The sequence below is a fragment of the Stackebrandtia sp. genome, assembly GCF_035643755.1.
Classification (GTDB): Bacteria; Actinomycetota; Actinomycetes; order Mycobacteriales; family Micromonosporaceae; genus Stackebrandtia.
On sequence record NZ_DASQPW010000064.1, the window covers coordinates 20,673 to 41,253 of the forward strand.

Consider the following 20,581-nt stretch of genomic DNA (forward strand, 5'->3'; position numbering starts at 1 on the left):
ACTATGGTCAAAAACGCGAACCAGATCGCGTCGCGGGCGCGTTTCGCGAGCTGGCCGCCGAAGGGAGCACGCGGTGGCGATGAACCGGCCGCAACCGATCAACGTGGACGGACTCGAGTGTGGCTACCGGGGCCGACGGGTGCTGCACGGCATCGACCTGTCCCTTGACGCGGGCAGGATCCACGCGATCGTCGGCCTCAATGGTGCCGGGAAGACCACCGTGATGCGCGCGACGCTGGGAATGCTGCGTCCGGACGCCGGTGCGGTCAGGGTGTTCGGGCACCCGGCCGTCACCGCACCGGCCCGCGTCTGGGCCCGCATCGGATACCTGATCGGCACCGCGTTTTCGTACGGCGAGTTGACCGGCGGCGAGAACATCTACTCCGCCGCGCGACTGCACGGGCTATCGCGAACGGCCGCCCGTGAGGCCACGAACGAGGTGATCACCGGGTTCGCCATCGACACCGAGGCCGGTAGGCGGGTGCGCACCCTGTCGCTGGGCAACCGCCAGCGCGTGGCCCTCGCCGCGGCCGTCGCCCACCGTCCCGAGCTGCTGGTGCTCGACGAGCCCACCATCGGCCTCGACCCGCTGGCGGTGGTGAGGCTGCGGCACATGCTGCGCCAGCTCACCGCCGAACATGGCGCGGCGGTCCTGGTGTCCAGCCACCACCTTGACGAGGTCTCCCGCATAGCCGACGACATCACCGTCATCCATCGCGGCCGGGTGATCGCCACCATCGACCCCGGAGACGCCGACCTGGAGAAACAGTTCTTCGACCTGGTGTACGCCGCCGAACTGAGGGGGGAGTCGTGACCGGCCTCGCCGCCGCCATCGGGTTCGAGTGGCTGAAGCTGCGTCGCTCGGTCGTGGCATGGACGGCCAGCATCGTCCTCGTGTTGGTGGCGCCGTTGCTGGCGACCGGGCTGCTGCTGGCCGCACGCTCGGACTCCGACAGCCAGTTGGCGATCAAGGCCCGCATCATGGTCACCGATACCGGCTGGTCCGCGCAGTTCGCGGTGGCCGGGCAGTTCCTCAGCGTCGCTGTGTTCGTCGTCGTGGGCATCGTGGCATGTTGGGTGTTCGGCCGGGAATACACCGACCACGCCGTCGGCGCGCTGGTGTCGCTTCCCGTGCGGCGCACCATGATCGCCTCCGCCAAACTCGTTGTCGTCGCCGCTTGGGCGGCGGCGGTCTGTGTGAGCGCGACGTTGACCACAGTGGTCGCCGGTCTGCCAAACGGACTCGGCTCACCGCGCACACATGATTGGTTGGTGCTCGGCAAGCTCGCCGTCGCGGCGCTGCTGACCGTCGCCATGACCACGCCCCTGGCTCTGGCGGCCAGCGCGGGCCGCGGCTACCTGACGGGGATCGCGGTGCTCCTTGCCCTCGTGGTCACCACCCAAATTGCCACCGCCGCCGGACTCGGTGGCTGGTTTCCTTACGCCGCACCCGGTCTGTGGCTCGGCCTCGGCGGCCATGAAGCCGCCACACACATCACGGCCGTCCAACTCCTTGTACCGATACTCGTCGGCGTGGCCGGGGCGGCCGCGACCATCGCCTGGTGGCACCGCACACCCCCGCCCGAAGCCGTGTGAGGCCCCGCCGCCCCGGCTTACGCATCGCGGACAAGGGGTACGTCCGCGACTCGGACTGTGGCGAATCGTGGTGTGACCGGCCCCCGTGTCGGCGTCGTCGACCGGTCGTAGAAGATCGGGTGGTGACCCAGCAGGACGCCGCTCCGAAACCACGCGTCGCCCCACCCCGCGCCCTCGCGGTGGGTGGCGCGATGGTGGCCGCCGTGGCGGTGGCCGTGGTGGTGTTGAAGCTCGGCGGCGGGGTGATCACCGAGGCGGTTCCGGGACTTCCCGCGCGGGACGCCGTGGTCACCTGGCTGGTGCCGATGCTCAAGCTGGGCAACGATTTGCTGGCCGCCGCCGTCGTGGGGTGCTGCGTCGCGGCGGCGTTCTTCGCCGACGGTGACGAGGGGAGAATCCGGGCCCGGGCGTACCGCTGGCTGCGGATCGGCGGCTGGTGCGCCGCGGCGTGGGCCGTGGTGGTTGTCGCGCAGGCGCCCGCCAACCTCGCCGACACGACCGTGCAGCCGCTGTCCTCCCTGAGCCTCCACGGGGTCTGGAGCTACATCGCCTCCACCTCCAACGGCCTCGCCTACGGGATCGCCGCCGTATTGGCCGTCGTCGCCGCGATCATCGCGTTGAATACGTTGACGGTCACGGGAGCCGCGGTGGCGGCGGGCTTCGCCCTGGCCGCCGCGCTGCCGCAGGTGTTCACGGGCCATTCCGCCTCCGCGGGCGACCATCAGATCGCCGTGGACTCCATGCTCTACCACGTGGTGGGCGCCGTGTTGTGGGCTGGAGGTCTGCTGGCCCTACTGTTGTCCCGCAGGATCGACTCGCGGGCGCCGCGCCGCTATTCGCGCATGGCACTGATCGCGTTCGCCGCGGTCACGGTCTCGGGCCTGATCAACTCCTACGCCCGCTTCGAGAGCATCACGGAGTTGTTCAGGACCGCGTACGGACGCGAGGTGGTCGGCAAGGCCGTGGCGCTGATTCTGCTGGGCGGCTTCGGACTGTGGCACCGACGGGTGACGCTGCCCAAATTGGAGATCAACCCCGGGCTCTTCCGCCGTTTCGCCGCCGTCGAGATCGTCATCATGGCCGCGACCTTCGGTCTGGCGGCGGCATTGGCACGCACCCCGTCCCCGCCCAAGTACACCACCGAATCCGCCGCCCGAACGTTGCTCGGCTTCGACATGCCGCCGCCCGTGACCGCGAAATCCGTGGTCCTGCACTGGTATCCCGAGCTGATTGTGTGCGGCATGGCGATAGCGGCGGTCGGTCTCTACCTCGCGGGCGTGGTCCGGCTGTACCGCCGGGGCGACTACTGGCCGATCTCTCGCACCCTGGTGTGGGTCGCGGGATGGGCGGTGGCGGTGTTCGCCACGTCCTCGGGGATCAGCCAGTTCAGCATGGTGCTGTTCAGCGCCCACATGATCCAGCACATGACGCTCAACATGCTGGTGCCGATCCTGCTGGTGCTGGCCGCCCCGATCACCCTGGCGCTGCGCGCGCTCAAACCCGCCGAGGAACGCGGCCCCCGCGAGTGGCTGGTGATGATCCTGCACTCGCGGCCGGTGCGCTGGCTGGCGCATCCGCTGATCGCGCTGGCCCAGTACGCCGCCAGCCTCTACCTGATGTACTTCACGGGCTTCTTCAACTGGGCGATGCATGACCACGTGGGCCACCTGTTCATGATCCTCCACTTCATGTTCGCGGGCGGCCTGTTCTACTGGGTGGTCATCGGAGCCGACCCCGCGCCCCGCCCGATTCCCTACCCCGCCAAGGCCCTGCTGTACTTCATCGCCATCGTCTTCCACACCATTTTCGGCCTGACGCTCATGATGTCGACGGGGATCATCGCGCACGAGTGGTATCACGCGCTCGGACGGCTGACCGAGTCCCAGCTGTTGGCCAGTCAACACGCGGGCGGCGGAATCGCCTGGGCCTTCGGCGAGCCACCCAGCCTGATAGTCGAGGCCGCCCTGATCTGGCAGTGGTCGCGCAGTGAGGACCGCGCGGCGCGGCGCATCGACCGCATCTCCGACCGCGCCCAGGCAAGCGGCCACCCCGAGGACGACCCGCACGAGCAGTACAACGCCTACCTGGCGCGGCTCGCCGAGGCCGACCGCAAGGCGGGACTGCGCGAGTAGGGCCCGTCCTGTCGCCCATGGACCTGGTCTGACACCCTGTTCTCGCCGGGCGGGGGGCCGAATTCGCGCATCAGCAGGTAGTCCACCACGCGCTGTGGCAGCGGGACGGTCAACAGCGGCACCCAGCGTCGGTCGCGCCCGGCGGCGTATCTGGATCTCGGGGATCGCGCCCGGGCGATTCTGGCCACCAGCCGCGCGACGTCGCGCGGATCGCCACCCCGGCGCAGGCTCCCGTGCGGGCGGTTCCCGGCGGCCTCGCGCAATCCGTCGTAGTCGGTGATGACGGCCGCGTCGCCGTCGCCGCATGCCGGGCAGCACTTCGTTGGTCACCCGCGACGCGCCGAACGGGTTGGTGTCGCCGACCTCCCGAGCCTGTTCGGTCGCGGTCTCCTCGGCGAAACCCTCGTGCATCAGGAATCCCTGGTGCGCGAGCAATCGCGCCGTTTGCCGTACGCCGTCGGGGTGCCGGTCAGTGCCTGTCGGCGCGGGCCATGCGTTCGATCTCGGATACCGGCAGGTCGCGTCCGGAAGGAGCGACGTATCGGGCCACGTATTGCTCGGGCCCGAGCTGTTCGGTTTCGGCCCATCCGTATTCGCGCAGGAACGGCGCCACGTCATCGGGGTGCCAGCCGAATTTCCACAACCGTTGCCTGTCGACGAAGCGCCTGCGCATGGCCGCCCCGCCGTACACGTTGTCACCGTCGAGGAAGTCGCGGCGGATGTAGGTGAACGCCAGTCGGCTCGGAGGTGCCGCGGTGGCCAGGAACTCGAAGGTGCCGCGGATGGCGGGTTCGGTGAGGTATTGGGTGACGGCCTCCCACACGAACACCGTCGGGTCCTGGTCTCGGTAGCCGTGTCCCGCCAAGGTCTCGGCGAGCGGTTGGGTTTCGAAGTCGCACTCCACCAGGTGGACGTTGTCCTGCTCGCGGTCCAGGAGTCGCCGCAGGGTGGCGCGTTTGCGCGCGATGTTCTCCGGGAGGTCCACTTCGAACACCGAGGCGGAGGCCGGGACGTCCAGGCGCCACGCGCGCGTGTCGAAGCCCGCTCCGAGGATCACCACCTGGGGTAGTCCGTCGGTGAGCGCCTCGGCCACCAGGTCGTCCATGTATCGCTTGCGGCACAAGAAGGATGCCCACATGCCCGGGGCCTGCCCGTCGAGCCCGTTGACCATCGCTCGGCGCACCATCGGCACCGCGCAGGCCCTGACGATCGCCTTCACCCCGAGAGGCAGCATCGAGTGGGCCAGCGGATCGGTGATGATGCGGCGCCGTGGCGCCTCGTGTTGTTCGATCGCGACGACCGTCATCGGCCCGATGGCGGTCTTGGTGGCGGGATTGGTCATGATCGCCTCGACGTCAGCTCAAGCAATGACTTCATGAGTTTTAACTTATACTAAAACTCATGAGCAAAGAAGACCGCCGTCCGGCCATCGGTCGCGACGACGATGCCGCGCTGCTGGAGTGGGTGGAGAGGCTGGCCGCCTTTCTGGCCCGTGACGGGGTGTCGCCGATCGCGGCGCGCTGCCTGGGCTGGCTGATGGTGTGCGACCCGCCGGAACAGTCGGCCGCCCGGATCGGCGAGGCGATCGGCGCCAGCCGGGGTTCGATGACCACCAACCTGCGGCTGCTGGTGGCCATGGGGTTCGTCACCACGCGCGTCCGCGCGGGCGAACGCACGATGTATTACCGCGTCGACGATGACGCGTGGGACAACGTGGTGCGTCGCCAGATCGCTTCGCTGGGCGCGTTCCGCGAGCTGGCCGCCGACGGCATGAACCTTCTCGGGCCTCGCACCCGCCGAGCCGCGCGCGTCAGGGAGGCCCGTGACACGTTCGAATGGATGACCCGTGTCTTCGACAACGCCCCGCCGCGACGACGCAACTGAGGGAAACCCCCGCCCCACTAACCCACCAAGCGTGACTGGCGTTGGGGGTGCGGGTGGCGAAGCCCCCGCCCGCCCGCGCTCCGCGCGGGCAAAAAATAGCGAAGGAAACCCCTGTTTGGCAAAGCCAAACAGGGGTTTCCCGTTTCCGTAGCGGGGACAGGATTTGAACCTGTGACCTCCGGGTTATGAGCCCGGCGAGCTACCGAACTGCTCCACCCCGCGTCGAGTGCGTTTGCAACTTTACAACACGTCATGGGGGGTCGCAAACGTGGGGGTCGTGCGTTGGGTCACCAGAGGCCGTCGGGGATCATCAAACGGAAGCCGAGGGCGAGAACGGCCACATTGAACAGTGCGAAGAAGAGCAACCAGACGGCGCCCGGGATGTGGGTGATCTCGGCGAGCTGGTCGGGGTCCGAGCTGCGTTGCTGGCCACGGGACCGCTGGAGCCAGACCTCCCACACCGGACGGACGGCGCCCAGGAGCATGAACCAGGCGCCCGCGTAGGCCACTGTGGTCTGCACGTCTTCGCTTGCCCACCAGGCGATGGCGAAGACGGCGAAGCCGACCACGATGATGGCGAAGGCTCCGTAGAGGTTGCGGATGAAGATCGCCATGGCGGCCAACAGGATCAGCATGATCCACAGCAGCAGCACCACCTTGCCGAGCCACAGCATCCAGGCCGCCAGCAGGCCGATCACGGCCGGGGTGAGGTAGCCCGCGATCAGGGTGAGGATGGCGCTGGGGCCGCCGCGGCTCCCGCGGGTGTACGTCAGGCCCGAGGTGTCGGCGTGCAGGCGGATGCCGTGCAGGCTGCGGCCGGTGATGACGGCCACGAAGGCGTGGCCGCCCTCGTGGGCGATGGTGATGACGTTGCGGGCCCAGCGCCAGGTGACGCGGACCAGGACGACGGCGATCGCGGCGATGCCGGTGGCGATGACGGCGATCTCGTCGAGGGGGTGGTTGGTGGCCCCGATCGCGGCCCACAGGTCCGACATCGCGCCTCCCTTCTGCGTGAGGGTGGCGACGATACCCGAACCGCGCGGCCGACGGGAATCGCGCGGTTAACCGCGACCCTTGTGGAGGGTTCAGTGGCGGGGGATGTTCAGGCGGGCCACGACGGGTCGGTGGTCGGAGGCCAGCGTGTCGACCACCGCGGCCGAGCGCACCCCGATCCCCTTGCTGGGGGCGATCACGTCGATGCGGCTGTCGGGTTTGTCGGCGGGGTAGGAGTAGCCCGGGTCGGACGAGCCGGTGGCACCCCAGGCGTCCGTCAGGGTGCTCCACAGTGGCGTCAGCTCGGGGGAGGCGGCCGAGGCGTTGAGATCGCCGAGCAGGATGTGGGGCGTGCCGGGGTGCTTGTCCATGATGGATAGCATGTCGGCGACCTGGGCCTCGCGCACCGACGGGTCCGCGCGGTAGTCCAGGTGGGTCGCGTACACGCGCACCCATTCGCCGCGCACCTTGATGTCGATCTCGGGGAAACCGGGCGCCAGCGCGGGAACCGGGTTCGGGTCCTGTGTGGATAGGCGCGTGATCTCGTGGTTGACGGCGTGGCGGATCGGGTAGCGCGACAGCAGGGCGTTGCCGAACTCGCGACGCGGCGCCCCCTGGCTCGGCGGGTCGAGGCTGTAGATGTATCCGAAGTAGACGTGCATGCCCGTGCGGCGGGACAGGTCGCGGGCCAGGTCGCGCCACTGGCTGCGGTCCATCCAGTGCACGTCGACCTCCTGCAGCGCCACCACGTCGGCGTGCAGCGACCTGACCGCCGCCGCGGTGCGGTCGATGTCGAAGACGTTGTCCATGCCCGCGCCCGCGTGAATGTTGTACGTCGCCACCGTCAGCGGGATGCCGCCGCCCGCGTCGTCGTTGTCGGCGGCGAAGGCGGGGGCGGCCACGGCGAGCGTCAGCACGCTCAACGCGGCGGAAAGCAGCAGGCGAAAGCGCATGACGGCAACCTATCGGGGCGAGGGGGCGGGGTCAAGCGAAGAGTGGGCGGGTCCGCGGCCAGTGCGGGGGAGGGCCGCGGACCCGCCCGGGGGAGGGAGGTTCAGTCCTGCTTGAGGGCCTTGGCGACGGCCTTCTTCACGGCGGCCGACAGGTCGTCGTGGTCCATCTTGCCGTCGAGGTCGTCGGCGAGGGAATCGGTGATCGACTTGGTCAGCTTGTCGGACAGGCCATCGGGCAGCGCGGCGCTCTTGGCGCTGGCGCCCTTGCCGTTGATGGCGTCCAGGATGGCCTGCTGGCCCTCCAGGATCTTGGGGACGCCCTCCTTGACGATGTCCTTCGCCTGACGGGCATGCCCGTAGCCGGAGCCCAGCGCCGTATTGACGGAGATGGTGTCGCCGATTCCATCCCAGTGCTCGGTGATCCAGTCGGAGACCTTGACTTTGTCGGACAGGTCCATGTCGTCTTCTCCTTTGATTACGGACAGGATGTTCGCCAGGTGCTTCTTGTCGTCGCAGTACTCGCGCAAGATGGACATGTGCACATGCCACAAGTGAGAGTCGTCGCTGGTTACGGGCTTGCCGTAGTAGGTGTCCCAGCCGGTGACCTTCTTACCGTCCAAAGTGCCGAAGAATTCGCGCATGTAGTTGAGGCGCGGATCGTGCTGGTCCTTGGCGGAGTCCAGCAGGCGCTTGGTGATCTTCTTCATCCATGACGCGCTGTACTTCATGTCCAAAGCGGACGCGGCCCACGAGGGGCCCTTCTTGTCGGGCGCGGTCTTGACGCTGTAGTCGCTGGACGGAAGTACGGCGCGGGCGCGATGGTAACCGTACGTGTGGTTGGAGTCCCCCACGATTCCGGAGAGTTCTGCGGACGGAATCACCTTGATGATCTCGTTGGCGAGCCATTTGAGCCCCTCGGGTGCGTATTCGGCCACGGGCGTCACGTCCTATGTGGTTGGATGCGGTTGCCAGGTGAAGGGGATGACTTCTCCTACTACTCAGCGTATCGAGAGTTTCGCCACATGACAATCGGCACGGATGAACGGTTTGGGTCGCCGAAGCGGAACATCGGGCGCCGCCGAGGCGGAGAATGGGGGGACAGCTGCCGACGAAGGAGGCAGACATGACCATGGCAACCGTGACCTCCCACTGGACCGTCGACGTCCAGTTCGAGGAGAACCCGGACCAGACCGTGGCGACCGCGACGCTCCACACGCCCGCCGGCCGCCAGCTGCACGGCTCCGGCCACGCCCGGCGCAACCCGACCGATCGGCCCATGGCCCGCATCGGCGAGGAGGTCGCCTGCGCCCGCGCCCTGTCGCAGCTGACGCAGGCGCTGCTGTCGTACGCGGGAAACGAGATCGAGATCAACGTGCGGCGCGGGGACCCCGTGCCGTAGGGCGGGCCTAGCCCCGGGTGGGCTTGTCCTCGCGGCGCTTGTCGAGCGCGGACGCGTCGATGGCGGGTGGCACCAGCTCCGCAATGGGATCCATTGTGGGCAGTTCGCGGGGCGGAGCCTGCGCCTCGAGCGCGTCCGACTCCTGCTGCCGCGGGTGGTGCTGGGGCTCGGCGTAGCGGGTCAGGGCCAGCACCGTACCCAGGGTGGCCGCGAAGCCCAGCGCCGCCAGCCACTCCAGGCCGGGACGGATCTGGTCGCCGAGCAACAGCAGGCCGACGCCGGCGGCGGGAGCGGCGAAGGCGGCGTCCATGGAGGCCACGGCGGCGGTGGTGCTGCCGCGCTGCATCGCCAGGGCCAGCAGCAGCTGCCCGGTCAGGGACTGCACGATGATCATGTACAGAAGCGGGTTGGACAGCAGATCGGTCACGTCGATCGCGCTGGCCAGGGGGCGGGACGCCACGGCCGCGGCGCCGAACGCCAGCCCGGCCAGCGACCCCAGCGCCACCGAACCGGGCACGCCGTACAGCTTGCGGGCGGTGAACCACCCCGCCACGGCGATCAGCAGCCAAAAGCCCGCCAGCGAAAGGATCGAGGCGGTGTTGAGGTCGCGCGACACCGACGGCTGGGCCGACACCACCAGCGCCACCACGCCCAGCGACAGCCCCGCCAGCAGCGCCACCTCGGCGCGCGGCAGCCGCCACTTCAGGAAGACCACGCCCAGCAGGGTGGTGACGCCCAGGCCCGCGGCGACCGCGGCCTGCACGAGAAACAGCGGGAGGTCGGCGCGCGCCCCGATGGCCAGCAGGAAGCCCAGGATCTGGAAGCCGATGCCCGCCAGATAGGTCTTGTGGGCGGCCAGCTTGAGCAGCAACCGGGGATTGAACGTGGTGGTGGGGCGCTCGCGGTTGGCCGCGACGGCCTGCAGAAAGTTCGCCAGGCCGTAAGCGAGGATCATCACCGCGAGGAAGAACCAACCCGCTGACATTCGAATTCACCGCCCCCTTCGCAATGAGAAACGGCGGTGCGTTGCGATCGTGACACTCCTGTGAGGTTAATCCGCTTTCCGGATACCCGCCCGGCGGCCTGGTCGGATGGTGGCGCGGCTAATTGCCGATGATGCCCAGGACCTGGTCGTGCAGCAGGCCGTTGGTGGCGACCGCCGAGCCGCCGTCGGGGCCGGGCTTGCCGCCCAGATCGGTGAAGGTGCCCCCGGCCTCGGTCACGAGGATCGACAGCGGCGCCAGGTCCCACAGCGCCACCTCGGGTTCGCAGGCGATGTCGACGGCGCCCTCGGCGACCAGCACGTAGCTGTAGAAGTCGCCATAGCCCCGGCTGCGCCAGCAGCCGCGCAGCAGGTCCACCATCTCCGGTCCCCGGCGGTGGTCGAACCAGCTGGGCAGGCTCGAGTAGCTGATCGAGGCGTTGGACAGGCGGCGCACCCCCGACACCTCCAGGCGGCGGGTGCGGTTGCGGTGGCGCCCGGCGTAGGCGCCGGTGCCCTTGCCCGCCCACCAGCGCCGCCCCAGCGCGGGCGCCGACACCACGCCGACGACGGGCTCGGTGCCCTCGAACAGCGCGATCAGGGTGGCCCACACGGGCACGCCGCGGACGAAGTTCTTGGTGCCGTCGATCGGGTCGATGACCCAGCGGCGCGAGCCCGTGCCGGGCTGGTCGCCGAACTCCTCGCCGTAGACGCCGTCGCGGGGCCGCGCCCGCGACAGCGTGGAGCGCATCGCCTTTTCGACCGCCATGTCGGCGTCGGTCACCGGCGTCATGTCGGGCTTGGTTTCCACGCGCAGGTCCTGGGCACGAAACCGATCCATGGCTTGGGAATCGGCGGAGTCGGCCAGCATCTGGGCAAGGCCCAGATCGTCGGCGTAGGAAGACATGACGGTCAGTCTATTGACCTGTCAAGGAATCCAATAGCCGCCGGTAGGACACTACGCGCTGCGGCAGGTTCCCGTCGGCGTCGCGCAGGCCGTCCAGCGCGCAGTCTCCCGTCGCCCCGGTGTGGTCACAGCCGCGCGGGCAGCCGGTGGCGACCTCGGCGAGATCGCCGAAGGCGTGCAGCAGGGAGTCCGCCGAGACGTGCGCCAGGCCGAAGGAACGCACCCCCGGGGTGTCGACGATCCAGCCGCCGCTGGGCAGCTCGACGGCGATGGCGCTGGTGGAGGTGTGACGCCCCTTGCCGATGGCGCTGACGACGCCGACGTCGCGGTCGGCCGCGGGCACCAGGCGGTTGACCAGCGTGGACTTTCCCACGCCGGAATGCCCGATCAGGACGGAAAGCCGCCCGCGCAGCTTGTCTCGCAGCTCGCCCAGCGGACCGTCGGGGCGGCAGGTCACCGAGTCCACCTCGAGGTCGCCGTAATAGTGGTGCACCTCCGCCAGCGACCCGTCCTCGAGGTCTTCCTTGGTGAGGCACAACAGGACCGGGATGTCGGCGTCGAAGGCCGCCACCAGGCAGCGGTCGATGAAGCCGGTGCGGGGCGGGGGATCGGCCAGCGAGGCCACCACCACCAGCTGGTCCACATTGGCCACGATGATGCGCTCGGTGGTGTCGTCGTCGTCGGCGGTGCGGCGCAGCTGCCCGTAGCGCTCGGCGATGCGCACGATGCGCGCCAGGCTGCCGGCGGAACCGCTGGTGTCGCCGACCAGGCTCACCTTGTCGCCCACCACGACGCCCTTGCGGCCCAGCTCGCGGGCCCGCATCGCGGTCACGTCGCGGCCGTCGGCGACGCGGCAGGTGTAGCGGCCCCGGTCGACGGTGACGACGAAGCCGTCCACGGCGTCGGCGTGCTTGGGGCGAATCCGGGTGCGCGGACGGGTGCCGCGACCGGGACGAACCCTCACGTCGTCCTCGTCGTATTGCCGACGCCGGGTCAGGGCCGCGCCCCTACCAGTGCGGCCCACAAGTCGGGGAAGTCCGGAAGCGTCTTGGACGTGCAGGCCACATCGGACAGCTCGAGGCCGGGGACGACCAGCCCGAGCACGGCGCCCGCCTGCGCCATCCGGTGGTCGTCGTAGGTGTCGAACACCGCCGCGCGCAGCGGCCGGGGCCGGATCCGCAGGCCGTCGTCGGTCTCGGCGACGTCGCCGCCGAGCCGGTTGAGCTCGGTCGCCAGCGCGGCGAGCCGGTCGGTCTCGTGCCCGCGCAGGTGCGCGATGCCCGACAGCCGCGACGGCGAGTCGGCCAGGGCGCACAGCGCCGCGACCACGGGCGTCAGCTCGCCCACTTCGGACAGGTCGGCGTCGATGCCGGTGATGGTTCCGGTTCCCGCGACCGTGAGGCCGTCGGGTCCGAAGCCGACGGTGGCGCCGAGCGCGTCGAGCAGGCCGCGCAGCGCGTCGCCGGGCTGGCTGGTGCGGGCGGGCCAGCCGGGAATCGTCACGGTCCCGCCGGTGGCCACCGCGGCGGCCAGGAAGGGTGCGGCGTTGGAAAGGTCGGGCTCGATGTCCCAGCCGCGCCCGTCGGCCAGGCACGGCCCCACCTCCCACACGTCGGGACGGGAGTCGTCCACGGTGGCGCCGGTGGCGCGCAACATGTCCACGGTCATGCGCAGGTGCGGGGCCGAGGGCACCGGCGGGCCGACGTGCCGCAGCACTAGGCCCCGGTCGAAGCGCGGCGCCGACAGCAGCAGACCCGACACCAGCTGGCTGGACGCCGAGGCGTCCACGGTGACCTCGCCGCCGGTGACCCTGCCGGAGCCCAATATGGAGAACGGCAGCGACGCGCGGTCGCCGTCGAGCCTCACCCCGAGCGCCGTCAGCGCCCGCAGCAGCGGACCCATGGGGCGCTTGCGGGCGTGCGGATCGCCGTCGAAGTCGACGCGGCCGTCGGCAAGCGCGGCCAGCGGCGGAAGGAAGCGCATCACCGTTCCCGCCAGTCCGCAGTCGACGGTGGCGGGGCCCGACAGCGGGCGCGGCTCGATCGTCCACAGTGCCTCGTTGGTGGTGTCCACCCGGATTCCCAGGGCGCGCAGCGCCGCGGCCATCAGCGCGGTGTCGCGGGCGGCCAGCGGGTCCGCCAGCGAACCGGCGGTGCGCGCCGCGGCCGACAGCACCAGGGCCCGGGCGGTCATCGACTTCGAACCCGGCAGCCCCACCCGTCCGTCCACCGCCCCGGACGCCACGGGAGCGCCCCAGCGCACGGCGTCGGGAACACGGGTTTCACTCACGCGCCCAGAGTACTTGGGGGTGTCTCAGGGCGAACGTAGTGTGAGGACATGTGCGGACGTTACGTTTCCACGCTCTCCGTGGCCGACCTGGCGCTGCTTTTCGAGGCGCTCGACGACTCCGGCGACGCCGTTCACCCCAGCTACAACCTGGCGCCCACCCGGATGGTCCCCGTGGTGCGCCGCTCCCGCACGCACTCCTCGCGGGTGGTGAGCGCGGCGCGCTGGGGCCTGGTGCCGTCGTGGGCCAAGGACCCGTCGGTGGGCACCCGAATGTTCAACGCGCGCAGCGAGACCGTCGCCACCAAGTCGGCCTACCGCTCGCCCTTCGCCCGCAAGCGCTGCCTGGTCCCGGCCGACGGCTGGTACGAGTGGCGCAAGCTCCCCGACGGGGGAAAGCAGCCATACTTCATGACCGCAGGTCCCGGCCGGCCGCTGGTGTTCGCGGGGCTGTGGGACTTCTGGGACAAGGAGGAGCCGATCCTGAGCTGCACCATCCTGACCACCGAGGCGATCGGGGACCTGGAACGCGTGCACGACCGGATGCCGCTCCTTCTGGGCCCGGAGCGGTACGCCGCCTGGCTGGGCGAGGAGGAACCGGACGGCGACCTGCTGGAGCCCCCGGGCACGGCGCTGTTGTCCGAATTGGAGATCCGGCCGGTGGGCCGGGCGGTCGGCAACGTCCGCAATGACGCTCCACAATTGATCGAGGCGGAACCCGAGGCGGGCGGGACTTCGGCCGGGACCGACGCGCGCCCGACGCTGTTCTAAAAGCCCTGTCGGTACCGTACGTTTGGTCCAATTCGCAGTTGATACCTTGATTTCGCTTCGCCCTGTGCTGTAAAACACAGCACTATGCACGCGCGGATTCCATAATCGTCCGCGCCCGAGAGCCAGCGATCGATGCGAGAGGCTGATGCCCAATGAGCCGGTCACACAAGGGCCCGAAGCCGGAAGAGATCGAGACGGCGCGCCGGGACCCCCGGCTGCGTCGAGCCCTTCACGTGGGTCACACCGACCCGGAATGGCGGATGCGGGGGCGCTGCCTGTCGGTCGACCCCGAAACCTTCTTTCCCGAACCGCAATCCAACCAGACCCCGCACGCCGCCCTGGCGCTGTGCTCGGGCTGCGCGGTGCGCTCGGCCTGCCTGGCCTCGGCGCTGGAGGCCGGCGACCGCAACGGCGTGTGGGGCGGCACCACGCCCCGGGAACGCCAGGCGATGTTCGTGGCCTGGCGGGACGCGGTACCGGTCGCGTGACCTGGGCCCCTCCCATCCCGGACCCCGCCGCGGTGTCGGCGGCAGGGCCCGGGCAGGGCCTGGGAGGTTGGCGCACAGACCAAATGGCCTGTGATGGGAGATCCCGAATGGGTCCACCGGGGATAACGATCGCGTATACGGATGGTTACGCCGAGCGACGAGACGGGGTGTGACATGACCCCGCCCGGAACCCGGAATGCCGCGAGGCGGGGCGCTGTTACATCGGTCGTGACGGCACCCGCTGGCGGTGCTGGGAAAGGAACGGCTGAACCGTGATGATGGCCTCCACTCGCGAACGAGTCGAGTCGATCGACACCCGGCGGCTGCAGCGACTGCTCAATGCCCCTGACTGGCCCGTCGATCACCCCAGTGACGTACCCTCGCCGCAGCAGGCAACGAGAGGGGAGCCGGTGGCCGACGTCGAGCAGGCCGAGTCGACCGATGAGCGACGCGCGCGCTTCGAGCGTGACGCGATGCCGCTGGTCGACCAGCTCTATGGTGCTGGCCTGCGGATGACCCGCAACCCCCAGGACGCCGAGGACCTGGTCCAGGAGACGTACCTGAAGGCGTTCAGCGCCTTCCACCAGTTCCGCGCGGGCACCAACCTGCGCGCCTGGATGTACCGGATCCTCACCAACACGTACATCAACTCCTACCGCAAGCGCAAGCGCCAGCCGCTGCAGTCCCCGACCGACGAGATCACCGACTGGCAGCTGGCCGCCGCCGAGTCGCACACCTCCAAGGGGCTGCGCTCGGCCGAGACCGAGGCGCTGGACAGCCTGCCCGACTCCGACGTCAAGGACGCGCTGGCGCGGCTGCCGGAGGAGTTTCGCCTGGCGGTGTATTTGGCGGACGTCGAGGGCTTCGCCTACAAGGAGATCGCCGAGATCATGGGCACCCCCATCGGGACGGTGATGTCGCGGCTGCATCGCGGTCGGCGACAGCTGCGGGACATGCTTCAGGAGTACGCGGCGCAGCGGGGCTTCGCGGCCGCGGACGATGACGAGGAGGTCAAACGGTGAGCTGCGGTGAACCGCACGATGTGGACTGTCGCGAGGTACTGGCGGAGGTCTATTTCTATCTGGACTCCGAGTGTGCCTCCGCGCGCCGGGACATCATCAAGAAGCACCTGGCCGAGTGCTCTCCTTGCCTTGCCGAATACGGCATCGAGCAGGATGTGCGGGCCCTGGTACACCGGTGCTGCTCCAACGAGACCGCGCCGGTCGAGGTGAAGGCGCGGCTGCGCGAGAAACTCTCCAAGTTCAACCTCGGCTGAACTCCTCCTCCTAGCCGTTCGCGGCCGACAGCTCGCGTTCGTTGGTGTCCAGCAGCTCCATGGCGATGTCCAGCGCGGGCTGCTGGAGTTCCTCGGGAGTGGGCTCGCCCTCGAGCTCCACGAACCACGCGATGTGCATGGTGAGGATGGCGTCGACGGCGCGCAGGCGCTGAATCATCGGGGCGTCCGAGGCGACCAGCAGGTGGTTGAGCTGGCGCATCCGCTCCTTGTAGTTGTTGGAGCCCTTTTCCTTCTGCAGCCTCTGCAGGGCGGGCTGGTTGTGGTGCATGAACCGCATGGTGGGCCCGTGCGTGGCCAGCAGGTCGGAGTAGCGCCGCAGCATCTCGCGCCGGGTGTCCAGGGACGGCTCCTGTTCGCGCGCCCATTCGCACAGCCCGGTGACCTCGGCGTTGAAATCGTCGAAGTAGCTCAGGGCGATGTCGTCCTTGGTCTTAAAGTGGTAGTACAGGGCGGCCTTCGTCAGGCCCAGGCGCTCGGCGATCTCGCGCAGCGAGGTGCCGTCATAGCCCTGTTCGCTGAACAGTTCCATGGCGACCTGCTTGATTCGCTCGCGGGTGTCGCGCGCCTCACTCATCGGTCTCCCTAAACTTACTTGCCGTCCGGCTAGTTGCCGATCTATCGTAGCTCACGAAGTTACTTGCCGACCGGTCAGTTTTTCGTGAAGGAGTCGTATGTCGAAGTCGGACATTACCGGCGCAGTCGAGGGCGTGTCCAAACCGCCCCTGCGCCGGGAGGTGCTGGTGGTGTTGCCGGGCCTCATGTTGGCGATCCTGCTGGCGATGCTGGATAACACCATTGTGGGTACCGCGTTGCCGACGATCGTGGGGGATTTTGGTGGTTATAACCACATGTCCTGGGTGGTGACGGCGTACATCCTGGCCGCCACGATCACCACGCCGTTGTACGGCAAGCTCGGTGACCTGTACGGACGCAAACGTTTGTTCATGTTCGCCATCGGGGTGTTCCTCATCGGCTCGGCAGCCTCCGGCGCCGCGCAGAGCATGGAACAGCTCATCGCCTTCCGCGCCCTGCAGGGCCTGGGCGCCGGCGGCCTGATGGTCGGCGTGATGGCCATCCTCGGCGACCTGGTCCCGCCCCGCGAGCGCGGCCGCTACCAGGGCTTCATGGCCGCGGTCATGATGGTCGCCACCATCGGCGGCCCGCTGGCCGGTGGCTTCCTCACCGACCACGTCAACTGGCGCTGGGCCTTCTACATCAACCTGCCGCTGGGCCTGATCGCGCTGCTCATCATCGCGTTCACGCTGCACCTGCCCAAGCACAAGAACAAGTCGAGGATCGACTACTTCGGCATCATCCTGCTGTCCATCGTGTCCGCGGGTGTCGTGTTGGTCACCACCTGGGGCGGCACGCAGTACGACTGGGACTCCTGGCAGATCCTCACCCTGGGCGGGGTCTCGGTGGCGGCGCTGGTCGCGTTCCTCATCGTGGAGAGCTTCGTCTCCGAGCCCGTGCTTCCGTTGCGGCTGTTCCGCAACCGCAACTTCAGCCTGATCAACGTGATCGGCTTCCTGCAGGGCTTCGCGATGTTCGGGGCCATGACGTTCCTGCCGATGTATCAGCAGATCGTCCAGAAGCTGACGCCCACCGAGTCGGGGCTGTTCTTCATCCCGATGATGCTGGGCGCCATGACCTTCTCGCTGGCGGCCGGGCAGATCGTCACCCGCACCGGGCGGTACAAGATCTTCCCGATCCTGGGTGGCGCCGTGATGATCGGCGGCATGTCGCTGCTGACCACGCTGACCGTCGACACCCAGGAATGGCGGCTGGCGCTGTACATGGTGCTGTTCGGCATCGGCCTGGGTCTGCTCATGCAGATCACCATGCTGGTGGCGCAGAACAGCGCGCCGCAAAACGACATCGGCGTCGCCTCCAGCACCTCGACGTTCCTGCGGAACATCGGTGGTTCGGTGGGTGTGGCGATGTTCGGCGCGGTGTTCTCCAACCGCCTGACCGACTACCTGACCAACCACAAGGATCAGCTGCCCGCCAAGATGGCCGCCGCCTTCACCAGCAGCGACGCTGGTAGCAGCAGCGGCAACGGGCTCGACCCGTCCAAGGTGTCGAAGATCCCCGAACCGTTCCACGGCATCATCACCAGCGGTGTCACCGACGCGATCACCACGGTGTTCATCTGGACGATCCCGTTCGCGGCCGTGGCGTTCCTGCTGGCCTGGTTCATCAAGGAGGTGCCGCTGCGGTCCACCGCGAACCTGAAGAAGGAGGACGCGGCGCCGCCGGCCGAGGGCTCCGACGAGCCGGTGGGGGCCGTCGCGAAGTAGGTACTTCTTCTTCCCGCCGGAAAGCGAAATGCCGGGCCCTTGATCGAATCAAGGGTCCGGCTTCGCGTTTCGGCGCTCAGGCGTTGGGGCGCTTGCCGTGGTTGGCGCCCTTTTTCTTACGCGCCCTGCGCTTGCGTGCACGCTTCGCCATTTCGATCCCTCCTCGCGGTAAGTCGACGGTCCAGCTTACGCACCCGTTGAAGCAGGCCGAGAGCTGACCGCGTGACCGTATATTGTGATCCGGCTGGCCCAACCAGAGTGAAGGAGGCGGTCGTGGCCGAGGAAATTCGCGCCGAAATGGTGGCGAACGTGTGGAAGGTCGTCGCCAAGCAGGGTGACGAGATCACCGAGGACGATCCCATCGTCATTCTTGAATCCATGAAGATGGAGATCCCGGTGCACTCCGAGGACGGCGGCACCGTCGTGGAGATCGCCGTCAACGAGGGCGACGTGGTCCAGGAGGGCGACCTGATCGCCAGGGTCGAATAGGGGTCCACGATGGACTTCGAGATCCGGCGGGCCCGCGAGTCGGAGCTGGCCGCCATCGGGGAGGTTTCCGTGGCGGCCTACGACGCGGACGGGCAGCTCGCCGACGGCAACGAGTACGTCCATCGGCTGCGCGACGCCGCCTTTCGCGCCCGCGAGGCCGAGCTGCTGGTGGCCGTGGACCCCGACACGGGCGCGGCGGCGGGCACCGTGACGATCTGCCCGCCCGGCAGCCCGATGGCCGAGGTCAGCCGCGTCGGCGAGCTGGAGTTCCGGATGCTCGCCGTGGCGCCGGCCTTCCAGGGCCGCGGCGTCGGCCGGGCGCTGGTGAACGCCTGTCTGGAGCGCGGCCGACAGCTCGGCTGCCACTCGGCGGTGATCTGCACCCGCGGCGGGGGCACCGGCCCCGCCCACCGCCTGTACGAGTCCCTGGGATTCACCCGACTGCCCGAGCGCGACTGGTCGCCGCGCCCCGGCATCGACCTGGTGGCGTTGCGGGCGTCACTGTAGGAGCCCTCCGCCCCCCGATCGCTGTTGCGCGGAATATGCTCGTGGTGCGCAGTTTCGCGCATACAACGAGCGTGTAGGGGTTGTCATGAGCCAGGAACAAGCCGCCAGGTCCGCGTCGGACGCCACGGCGGACGCGGCGCCGGCGCCGCGTCCCGGTTCCGGGATGACCGCCGACATCGCCGAGCAGCCCGAGGTGTTCGCGCGGCTGGCCGACACCCAGGCCGCGCCCATCGCCGAGGTGGCCGCGCGGGTGGCCGCCAAGCGGCCCCGCTTCGTGCTGTTCGCCGCGCGCGGCACCTCCGACCACGCCGCCCTGTACGCCGCCTACCTCACCGAGATCCGGCTCGGCATCCCCGCCGGGCTGGCCTCGCCGTCCTCGATCACCGTGTACGGCGCCCGCCCCGACCTGTCCGAGGCTCTGGTCGTCGGGGTCTCGCAGTCGGGCGGCTCCCCCGACATCGCCGAGGTGCTGCGGGTGGCCGGCGAATCCGGGGCCCAGACCCTCGCCGTCACCAACAACCCCGACTCCGCGCTGTCCACACAGGCCGAACTGCACATCGACGTGTCCGCCGGGCACGAGCGCGCCGTGGCCGCCACCAAGACCTACACCAGCGAGCTGCTGGCGCTGCTCATGCTCGTCGAGGGAATCCGTTCCGGCGACGGCCGCCTCAGCGACGCCGAGGCCGCGGCCGTGGCGGCGCTGCCCGAACTGGCCCGCACCGTCCTGGACGACGAGACCGCCGCGCAGCTGGCGCCGCGCTTCCGCTTCGCCGAGCGCCTGGTGACCACCGGCCGCGGCTACGCCTACCCCACGGCGCGCGAGACCGCCCTGAAGCTCATGGAGACGTCCTACATGTCGGCGCTGGCCTTCTCCGGCGCGGACCTGCTGCACGGCCCGCTGGCCATGACCGACCCCGACGTACCGGTGCTGGCCGTCGTCGGCAACGGTCCCGGCGGCGAGGCGATGCGCGACGTGATCGGCCGGCTGGGGGAGCGCCGCGCCGACGTCGTGGCGGTCGGTCCGGACGAAGTGGAGGGTGCCGCGATGTGGATTCCCACCCCGTCCGTCGACGAGCGCTTCGCGCCCCTTTTGGACATCCTTCCGCTGCAACGGCTGGCGCTGGCGCTGGCGCTGACCCGCGGCGAGAACCCCGACGCGCCGCGCGGTCTGCGCAAGGTCACCGAGACGCTCTAGGTCCTACTGTCTGGACTGAAGATTGTCAACAAACAGACCATCGCCAGATGGCCCCCAGGTCTCCGTTTGATAACGATCGGAGAGGCCTCCGTACCGCACTTGGCATACATTGCGTGAGCGCGGCCTCCACGCCGGGTCGACAATTCGGCACTACTGTTTCAACTCGATAACGAATGGCCGAGTTCGTCGACCGCACGAACGGCTGAATATCGATATCGTCAGGTGCTTGAGTCGGCCGGGTAGTGCCCAAATGGTCCCGGTCCGACGCGTTGACGCAATAGGACGGAGGAGGATATTGGGATTTTTTCAATATGTGGGGGAGTATTTCGATCAGCTGTCCTTTGAGTTTTATCAGCACGCGAGCATGGTGTTCCAATGTGTCCTGTTGGCGACCGTGATCGG

At 68.9% G+C, this 20,581-nt stretch carries 23 protein-coding genes and 1 tRNA gene; 13 read left to right on the top strand and 11 right to left on the bottom strand.

Annotation, left to right across the window (positions count from 1 at the left end):
• The first annotated feature begins 79 nt into the window (after positions 1 to 79).
• From VE172_RS04715 to VE172_RS04725, 3 genes are all read left to right on the top strand, one after another.
• On the top strand, positions 80 to 814 hold the full coding sequence (locus tag VE172_RS04715; protein WP_324797897.1) for an ABC transporter ATP-binding protein: 735 nt from the start codon (positions 80 to 82) through the stop codon (positions 812 to 814).
• Entirely contained in the window at positions 811 to 1,596 is a 786-nt protein-coding gene (locus VE172_RS04720; RefSeq protein ID WP_324797900.1) for an ABC transporter permease, read from the top strand. The genes VE172_RS04715 and VE172_RS04720 overlap by 4 nt, the downstream gene beginning before the upstream one ends.
• A gap of 122 nt (positions 1,597 to 1,718) precedes the next feature.
• Entirely contained in the window at positions 1,719 to 3,728 is a 2,010-nt protein-coding gene (locus VE172_RS04725) for a bifunctional copper resistance protein CopD/cytochrome c oxidase assembly protein (protein ID WP_324797902.1), read from the top strand.
• Positions 3,729 to 4,197: 469 nt separating this feature from the next.
• On the opposite strand, the gene VE172_RS04730 is transcribed toward VE172_RS04725, so the two are convergent.
• Entirely contained in the window at positions 4,198 to 5,070 is an 873-nt protein-coding gene (locus VE172_RS04730) for an SAM-dependent methyltransferase (RefSeq protein WP_324797904.1), read from the bottom strand.
• Between the two features lie 59 nt (positions 5,071 to 5,129).
• Between VE172_RS04730 and VE172_RS04735 the strand changes: the two genes are divergently transcribed.
• On the top strand, positions 5,130 to 5,612 hold the full coding sequence (locus VE172_RS04735) for a GbsR/MarR family transcriptional regulator (RefSeq protein ID WP_324797906.1): 483 nt from the start codon (positions 5,130 to 5,132) through the stop codon (positions 5,610 to 5,612).
• A 148-nt stretch (positions 5,613 to 5,760) separates the two neighbouring features.
• Here VE172_RS04735 and VE172_RS04740 read toward each other — a convergent pair.
• The 4 genes from VE172_RS04740 to VE172_RS04755 form a co-directional block, all read right to left on the bottom strand.
• Positions 5,761 to 5,834: transfer RNA gene (locus VE172_RS04740), tRNA-Met, on the bottom strand.
• Between the two features lie 65 nt (positions 5,835 to 5,899).
• Positions 5,900 to 6,607, bottom strand: coding sequence for a M50 family metallopeptidase (locus tag VE172_RS04745; protein ID WP_324797908.1), 708 nt, complete (start codon positions 6,605 to 6,607; stop codon positions 5,900 to 5,902).
• Positions 6,608 to 6,697: 90 nt separating this feature from the next.
• Positions 6,698 to 7,558 carry an endonuclease/exonuclease/phosphatase family protein gene (locus tag VE172_RS04750; protein WP_324797910.1) on the bottom strand — a complete coding sequence of 287 codons (861 nt, stop codon included), beginning with the start codon at positions 7,556 to 7,558 and terminating at the stop codon, positions 6,698 to 6,700.
• A gap of 101 nt (positions 7,559 to 7,659) precedes the next feature.
• The gene (locus VE172_RS04755; protein ID WP_324797913.1) at positions 7,660 to 8,493 is read right to left on the bottom strand and encodes a hypothetical protein; all 834 of its coding nucleotides are present in this window, start codon (positions 8,491 to 8,493) and stop codon (positions 7,660 to 7,662) included.
• Between the two features lie 188 nt (positions 8,494 to 8,681).
• Here VE172_RS04755 and VE172_RS04760 point away from each other — a divergent pair, with 188 nt between their 5' ends.
• Positions 8,682 to 8,957, top strand: coding sequence for a DUF1876 domain-containing protein (locus tag VE172_RS04760; RefSeq protein ID WP_324797916.1), 276 nt, complete (start codon positions 8,682 to 8,684; stop codon positions 8,955 to 8,957).
• Positions 8,958 to 8,964: 7 nt separating this feature from the next.
• Here VE172_RS04760 and VE172_RS04765 read toward each other — a convergent pair whose 3' ends face one another.
• The 4 genes from VE172_RS04765 to aroA all read right to left on the bottom strand — a co-directional run bounded on the left by VE172_RS04765 (position 8,965) and on the right by aroA (position 13,135).
• On the bottom strand, positions 8,965 to 9,942 hold the full coding sequence (locus tag VE172_RS04765) for a hypothetical protein (protein ID WP_324797919.1): 978 nt from the start codon (positions 9,940 to 9,942) through the stop codon (positions 8,965 to 8,967).
• A gap of 118 nt (positions 9,943 to 10,060) precedes the next feature.
• Positions 10,061 to 10,846, bottom strand: a complete 786-nt coding sequence (gene hisN, locus VE172_RS04770) for a histidinol-phosphatase (protein ID WP_324797921.1) — start codon at positions 10,844 to 10,846, stop codon at positions 10,061 to 10,063.
• A 10-nt stretch (positions 10,847 to 10,856) separates the two neighbouring features.
• On the bottom strand, positions 10,857 to 11,870 hold the full coding sequence (gene rsgA / locus VE172_RS04775; protein ID WP_349258254.1) for a ribosome small subunit-dependent GTPase A: 1,014 nt from the start codon (positions 11,868 to 11,870) through the stop codon (positions 10,857 to 10,859).
• On the bottom strand, positions 11,840 to 13,135 hold the full coding sequence (gene aroA, locus VE172_RS04780; protein ID WP_324797926.1) for a 3-phosphoshikimate 1-carboxyvinyltransferase: 1,296 nt from the start codon (positions 13,133 to 13,135) through the stop codon (positions 11,840 to 11,842). The genes rsgA and aroA overlap by 31 nt, the downstream gene beginning before the upstream one ends.
• A gap of 48 nt (positions 13,136 to 13,183) precedes the next feature.
• On the opposite strand from aroA, the gene VE172_RS04785 reads away from it, so the two are divergent.
• The 4 genes from VE172_RS04785 (at position 13,184) to rsrA (ending at position 15,667) form a co-directional block, all read left to right on the top strand.
• Positions 13,184 to 13,903, top strand: coding sequence for an SOS response-associated peptidase (locus VE172_RS04785; RefSeq protein WP_324797928.1), 720 nt, complete (start codon positions 13,184 to 13,186; stop codon positions 13,901 to 13,903).
• A gap of 152 nt (positions 13,904 to 14,055) precedes the next feature.
• Entirely contained in the window at positions 14,056 to 14,391 is a 336-nt protein-coding gene (locus VE172_RS04790) for a WhiB family transcriptional regulator (protein WP_324797931.1), read from the top strand.
• Positions 14,392 to 14,666: 275 nt separating this feature from the next.
• The gene (locus VE172_RS04795; RefSeq protein WP_349258255.1) at positions 14,667 to 15,413 is read left to right on the top strand and encodes a sigma-70 family RNA polymerase sigma factor; all 747 of its coding nucleotides are present in this window, start codon (positions 14,667 to 14,669) and stop codon (positions 15,411 to 15,413) included.
• Entirely contained in the window at positions 15,410 to 15,667 is a 258-nt protein-coding gene (gene rsrA / locus VE172_RS04800; protein ID WP_324797936.1) for a mycothiol system anti-sigma-R factor, read from the top strand. The genes VE172_RS04795 and rsrA overlap by 4 nt, the downstream gene beginning before the upstream one ends.
• Positions 15,668 to 15,677: 10 nt before the next feature.
• On the opposite strand, the gene VE172_RS04805 is transcribed toward rsrA, so the two are convergent.
• Positions 15,678 to 16,262: a TetR/AcrR family transcriptional regulator gene (locus VE172_RS04805; RefSeq protein WP_324797938.1), complete on the bottom strand. Its 585-nt coding sequence runs from the start codon at positions 16,260 to 16,262 to the stop codon at positions 15,678 to 15,680.
• A 97-nt stretch (positions 16,263 to 16,359) separates the two neighbouring features.
• Between VE172_RS04805 and VE172_RS04810 the strand changes: the two genes are divergently transcribed.
• The gene (locus tag VE172_RS04810; protein WP_414715063.1) at positions 16,360 to 17,988 is read left to right on the top strand and encodes an MDR family MFS transporter; all 1,629 of its coding nucleotides are present in this window, start codon (positions 16,360 to 16,362) and stop codon (positions 17,986 to 17,988) included.
• A gap of 76 nt (positions 17,989 to 18,064) precedes the next feature.
• Here VE172_RS04810 and VE172_RS25655 read toward each other — a convergent pair whose 3' ends face one another.
• Positions 18,065 to 18,139 (bottom strand): 50S ribosomal protein bL37, encoded by a 75-nt coding sequence (locus tag VE172_RS25655; protein WP_414715064.1) that lies wholly within the window; start codon positions 18,137 to 18,139, stop codon positions 18,065 to 18,067.
• A gap of 122 nt (positions 18,140 to 18,261) precedes the next feature.
• Between VE172_RS25655 and VE172_RS04815 the strand changes: the two genes are divergently transcribed.
• From VE172_RS04815 to VE172_RS04825, 3 genes are all read left to right on the top strand, one after another.
• The gene (locus VE172_RS04815) at positions 18,262 to 18,477 is read left to right on the top strand and encodes a biotin/lipoyl-binding carrier protein (RefSeq protein ID WP_324797945.1); all 216 of its coding nucleotides are present in this window, start codon (positions 18,262 to 18,264) and stop codon (positions 18,475 to 18,477) included.
• Between the two features lie 9 nt (positions 18,478 to 18,486).
• The gene (locus VE172_RS04820; RefSeq protein ID WP_324797949.1) at positions 18,487 to 18,984 is read left to right on the top strand and encodes a GNAT family N-acetyltransferase; all 498 of its coding nucleotides are present in this window, start codon (positions 18,487 to 18,489) and stop codon (positions 18,982 to 18,984) included.
• A 163-nt stretch (positions 18,985 to 19,147) separates the two neighbouring features.
• Positions 19,148 to 20,179, top strand: coding sequence for an SIS domain-containing protein (locus VE172_RS04825; protein WP_349258258.1), 1,032 nt, complete (start codon positions 19,148 to 19,150; stop codon positions 20,177 to 20,179).
• Positions 20,180 to 20,581: the final 402 nt, after the last annotated feature.

What these genes read in the sequence shown, in the direction of transcription:
- hisN (WP_324797921.1), bottom strand. Translation starts at nt 10,846, where the DNA reads ATGTCTTCCTACGCCGACGATCTGGGCCTTGCCCAGATGCTGGCCGAC.
- VE172_RS04790 (WP_324797931.1), top strand. Translation starts at nt 14,056, where the DNA reads ATGAGCCGGTCACACAAGGGCCCGAAGCCGGAAGAGATCGAGACGGCG.
- VE172_RS04715 (WP_324797897.1), top strand. Translation starts at nt 80, where the DNA reads ATGAACCGGCCGCAACCGATCAACGTGGACGGACTCGAGTGTGGCTAC.
- VE172_RS04760 (WP_324797916.1), top strand. Translation starts at nt 8,682, where the DNA reads ATGACCATGGCAACCGTGACCTCCCACTGGACCGTCGACGTCCAGTTC.
- VE172_RS04765 (WP_324797919.1), bottom strand. Translation starts at nt 9,942, where the DNA reads ATGTCAGCGGGTTGGTTCTTCCTCGCGGTGATGATCCTCGCTTACGGC.
- VE172_RS04735 (WP_324797906.1), top strand. Translation starts at nt 5,130, where the DNA reads ATGAGCAAAGAAGACCGCCGTCCGGCCATCGGTCGCGACGACGATGCC.
- VE172_RS04745 (WP_324797908.1), bottom strand. Translation starts at nt 6,607, where the DNA reads ATGTCGGACCTGTGGGCCGCGATCGGGGCCACCAACCACCCCCTCGAC.
- VE172_RS04750 (WP_324797910.1), bottom strand. Translation starts at nt 7,558, where the DNA reads ATGCGCTTTCGCCTGCTGCTTTCCGCCGCGTTGAGCGTGCTGACGCTC.
- VE172_RS04805 (WP_324797938.1), bottom strand. Translation starts at nt 16,262, where the DNA reads ATGAGTGAGGCGCGCGACACCCGCGAGCGAATCAAGCAGGTCGCCATG.
- VE172_RS04820 (WP_324797949.1), top strand. Translation starts at nt 18,487, where the DNA reads ATGGACTTCGAGATCCGGCGGGCCCGCGAGTCGGAGCTGGCCGCCATC.
- VE172_RS04785 (WP_324797928.1), top strand. Translation starts at nt 13,184, where the DNA reads ATGTGCGGACGTTACGTTTCCACGCTCTCCGTGGCCGACCTGGCGCTG.
- VE172_RS04810 (WP_414715063.1), top strand. Translation starts at nt 16,360, where the DNA reads ATGTCGAAGTCGGACATTACCGGCGCAGTCGAGGGCGTGTCCAAACCG.
- VE172_RS04730 (WP_324797904.1), bottom strand. Translation starts at nt 5,070, where the DNA reads ATGACCAATCCCGCCACCAAGACCGCCATCGGGCCGATGACGGTCGTC.
- VE172_RS04825 (WP_349258258.1), top strand. Translation starts at nt 19,148, where the DNA reads ATGACCGCCGACATCGCCGAGCAGCCCGAGGTGTTCGCGCGGCTGGCC.
- VE172_RS04795 (WP_349258255.1), top strand. Translation starts at nt 14,667, where the DNA reads ATGATGGCCTCCACTCGCGAACGAGTCGAGTCGATCGACACCCGGCGG.